At 62.8% G+C, this 2,936-nt stretch carries 6 protein-coding genes; 1 reads left to right on the top strand and 5 read right to left on the bottom strand.

What is annotated here, in order from left to right:
• The first annotated feature begins 174 nt into the window (after nucleotides 1-174).
• On the top strand, nucleotides 175-468 hold the full coding sequence (locus tag H8A95_RS42360; protein WP_163154635.1) for an antibiotic biosynthesis monooxygenase: 294 nt from the start codon (nucleotides 175-177) through the stop codon (nucleotides 466-468).
• A gap of 149 nt (nucleotides 469-617) precedes the next feature.
• Here H8A95_RS42360 and H8A95_RS42355 read toward each other — a convergent pair whose 3' ends face one another.
• The 5 genes from H8A95_RS42355 to H8A95_RS42335 form a co-directional block, all read right to left on the bottom strand.
• Nucleotides 618-1,130, bottom strand: a complete 513-nt coding sequence (locus tag H8A95_RS42355) for a GNAT family N-acetyltransferase (protein ID WP_229188360.1) — start codon at nucleotides 1,128-1,130, stop codon at nucleotides 618-620.
• Nucleotides 1,131-1,164: 34 nt separating this feature from the next.
• Nucleotides 1,165-1,587 (bottom strand): DUF1801 domain-containing protein, encoded by a 423-nt coding sequence (locus H8A95_RS42350; protein ID WP_229188359.1) that lies wholly within the window; start codon nucleotides 1,585-1,587, stop codon nucleotides 1,165-1,167.
• A gap of 55 nt (nucleotides 1,588-1,642) precedes the next feature.
• A complete protein-coding gene (locus H8A95_RS42345) occupies nucleotides 1,643-1,867 on the bottom strand; it encodes a hypothetical protein (protein ID WP_229188358.1) in 225 nt (74 codons plus the stop codon).
• 72 nt (nucleotides 1,868-1,939) lie between these two features.
• On the bottom strand, nucleotides 1,940-2,371 hold the full coding sequence (locus H8A95_RS42340) for an SRPBCC family protein (protein WP_229188357.1): 432 nt from the start codon (nucleotides 2,369-2,371) through the stop codon (nucleotides 1,940-1,942).
• Nucleotides 2,368-2,691, bottom strand: a complete 324-nt coding sequence (locus tag H8A95_RS42335; RefSeq protein WP_229188356.1) for an ArsR/SmtB family transcription factor — start codon at nucleotides 2,689-2,691, stop codon at nucleotides 2,368-2,370. The genes H8A95_RS42340 and H8A95_RS42335 overlap by 4 nt, the downstream gene beginning before the upstream one ends.
• Between the last annotated feature and the right edge of the window lie 245 nt (nucleotides 2,692-2,936).

Below are 2,936 nucleotides of genomic sequence, written 5' to 3'. Positions count from 1 at the left end.
AGCCTGACGCGTTTTCCTCGCGCGAGCCGGTATCCATCCCGTATCAAGTGCGGGACAGCTTCGCTCGAAACCGCCCTCATCCGTCTGCAATCCCGATGGCATCTTCGCCCGGTCAGGCGTACGATCGCGTATGCGCGAAGCGCGCCCGATCGATGTAGCCGGAAGGAGCAACGCATGTATGCCGCCATCCGTCACGCCAAGGCGAAGTCCGGTAGCGCCGAGGAACTCGCGCGCCGGATCAAGGAAGGCGCAATTCCGATCATCAGCGATGTCGAAGGCTTCATGGCCTATTACGTGGTCTATGCCGGCGACGACACGGTCACCGCGATCAGCGTCTTCAACAATTATGCCGGCGCCGAGGAAGCCAACCGCCGCGCGCTGGCCTGGATCGACGACAACCTCGGCCCATTGCTGATCGGCCAGGCTACCGCGGTTGCGGGTCCAGTGATTGTGCATACAAAGGCTTGATGGGCCGCAACCGGGTTGCGGGTCCAGTGATCGTGCACACAAAGGCTTGATGGGCCGCAACCGGGTTGCCGGTCCAGTGATCGTGCACACCAAGGCGTGAAGCCCGCAGCCGGGGCTGCACGCTCGCGCGACCAGTCGGCTCATCCGGGCTACGCTCGGCTATTGCCTGAAGCCGCCCCGTCGCTCAGGACAATGAAAACCTTGCCCGCAAATTCGTATCGCGCGACCTCGCGCATGCCGAGCCGCAGATGCGCCTTGAGCGAGCGCGGATTGTCTTCCCGGATGAAGAGGATCGCCTCGCGGCCGGGAAACGTCGCCTGAATCTTGGCGTATAACGCGTCCAGAACTCCCAAACCGCGCGCGTCCTGGGAGACGCATACGGGACCATACACATAAGCATCGGGACCGCCCGGCCAGGCCTTCAGCATGGCCCGCACCGGCGAGGCATCGTCGAATCCCTTCTCCGAGGTCAGGAGCGCGCCGAGCAACTTGCCCTTCTCGCCGGTCGCGATCACGATCGGCTGCCCGCTCGAGATGCGCGTCGCAATCATCTCGCGCGGCCATTGCCCGAGCAGCATGCCGCCCCGGTCGCCGCTGTTGGCCTCGAGCAGCGCGGAGATAGCTTCCGCATCCGACATCGTGGCGAGCCTGGTCCTGATCATCTCGGATGGACCGCTATCAGCATGCCGGCGCAGCTCACGCTTTCTTCTTCGCGGTCGCGCGGGCGCCCGCGGCGGCCTTCTTCGCCGGCTTCCTTGACTTGGTCTGGTTGAGTTCGATCGCGGCACGAATGAGCGCTTTCAGCGCCGGGGCGTTGACCTTGTCGCCCTCGAACAGATCGATCGCGCGCCGCACATTGCCCTCGAAGCCGGTGTTGAACAGCTTGTCGGGGTCGGGGAGTTGCGCGCCGTACATGAAGGTCAGCTTCACCTTTCCCTTGTGGGCGTTGCCGACCGCAATGATGCCGTCGCGCGACCACACCGGACTGCCCATCCACTTCCACTCCTCGATGATCTCAGGATCGGCGGCGAGGATGCTCTTGCGCAGGCTGGCAAGCGTCTTGCCGCGCCAGTCGGTGAGATCCTCGATCATCTGGTCGATACGTTCCGATGCCGTCATGTCTGCCTCGCGTTCCCCGCCTGCCCTATGCAATCACACATGGGATGCCCGGGCATCACGCTTGTGAGCCCGAGGTCGATCCCCGCCGCGGCGCCAGATAGGGCAACGCGAACAAATACAGGCCGCTGAGCAGCATCAAGATCAGCGGGAACAGCGCCAGCAGACCGATCCAGACGGCCTGTTGCTGCATGACCATGGCGACGATGTTGATGATGACGGCGACCGTGAAGGCGATCGAGAGCCAGCGGTGAGATTGCCTGATCCAGTTGTTCCAGTTCATGTGACCTCCTGTTGGTGGGTTTTGAGTACAGCGTCATTGCGAGGAGCGAAGCGACGAGGGAGCGAGCGATCATCAGCCCTCGCGGACCAGCAGCTGATCCAGCTTCTCGAGGAACTGCTTCCACCCGGCATGGGCGCCGCCATAGGCCTGCTTCTGATGGGGCTGGAAGCCGGATTGCTCGACGCGCAGATGGGTGCCGCGCGGCGTTGGCGTCAGCGTGAAGACCACCACGCTTTCGAGATTGTAGGCCGCATCCTCATGCGCGAAATTCCACGTGTAGGACAGCATCCTGTGCGGCTCCACAGTGAGCACCTTGCAGTCCAGCACGCCGCCCCACTCGCCGCGCAGATTGAAGCTGTGCCCGACCTCGGGCTTGAAGTCGTTCTTCATCAGCCACTCCTCCATCAGATGCGGTTGCGTCAGCGCGCGCCAGAGCTTTTCCGGCGGATGGGGAAACTCGCGCTCGACGATCGCGGAGCGCGTCTCACGGGTGGTGGTGTTCATTGGTCCATCCTTTTGAGAAGATCTTCGAGGTGGTCGAACCGGTTCTGCCAGAAGCCCGCCATCTGGCTGGTCCAGTCGATCAGCGGCGCCAGGGCGCCGAGTTGCGCGCTGTAATGCGTCTGCCTTCCTTCATGGCGATCACGCACCAGCCCGGCCTGCTTCAGCACGCCGAGATGTTTCGACACCGCCGGCTGCGAAATTCTCGCCCGCGCCGTCAGCGCGCCGACGGTCTGCTCGCCCTTGCGGCACAGGCGCTCGAAGATCGCCCGCCGGGTCGGGTCTGCGAGCGTTCGAAACAGCACATCATGGGCATCCGACATCGATCAATAACCCGTTGGTTATGGGTTATCGTATAACCAGCGAGCTATGGATGAGTCAATAGGGAAGCTACGGGGCTAGCTACAGCCAGATACGACGCTGTCCGCTGGCTACGTCTCAAGACTAGCCTCGTCGAATTCTCATAGCCCAATGGTTATCTCACGACAGCGAACGGATCGTGGATTCGCAGGATGGGCGGAGCGAAGCGAAGCCCATCATCGACGCTGTCGCTGTCGTCCCTGCGAAA

This window comes from Bradyrhizobium oropedii (assembly GCF_020889685.1).
Lineage (GTDB): Bacteria > Pseudomonadota > Alphaproteobacteria > Rhizobiales > Xanthobacteraceae > Bradyrhizobium > Bradyrhizobium oropedii.
The sequence above is the reverse complement of the archived record's forward strand: the minus strand, read 5'-3'. Positions and strand labels throughout refer to the sequence as shown.

What these genes read in the sequence shown, in the direction of transcription:
- H8A95_RS42335 (WP_229188356.1), bottom strand. Translation starts at nt 2,691, where the DNA reads ATGTCGGATGCCCATGATGTGCTGTTTCGAACGCTCGCAGACCCGACC.
- H8A95_RS42350 (WP_229188359.1), bottom strand. Translation starts at nt 1,587, where the DNA reads ATGACGGCATCGGAACGTATCGACCAGATGATCGAGGATCTCACCGAC.
- H8A95_RS42340 (WP_229188357.1), bottom strand. Translation starts at nt 2,371, where the DNA reads ATGAACACCACCACCCGTGAGACGCGCTCCGCGATCGTCGAGCGCGAG.
- H8A95_RS42355 (WP_229188360.1), bottom strand. Translation starts at nt 1,130, where the DNA reads ATGATCAGGACCAGGCTCGCCACGATGTCGGATGCGGAAGCTATCTCC.
- H8A95_RS42345 (WP_229188358.1), bottom strand. Translation starts at nt 1,867, where the DNA reads ATGAACTGGAACAACTGGATCAGGCAATCTCACCGCTGGCTCTCGATC.
- H8A95_RS42360 (WP_163154635.1), top strand. Translation starts at nt 175, where the DNA reads ATGTATGCCGCCATCCGTCACGCCAAGGCGAAGTCCGGTAGCGCCGAG.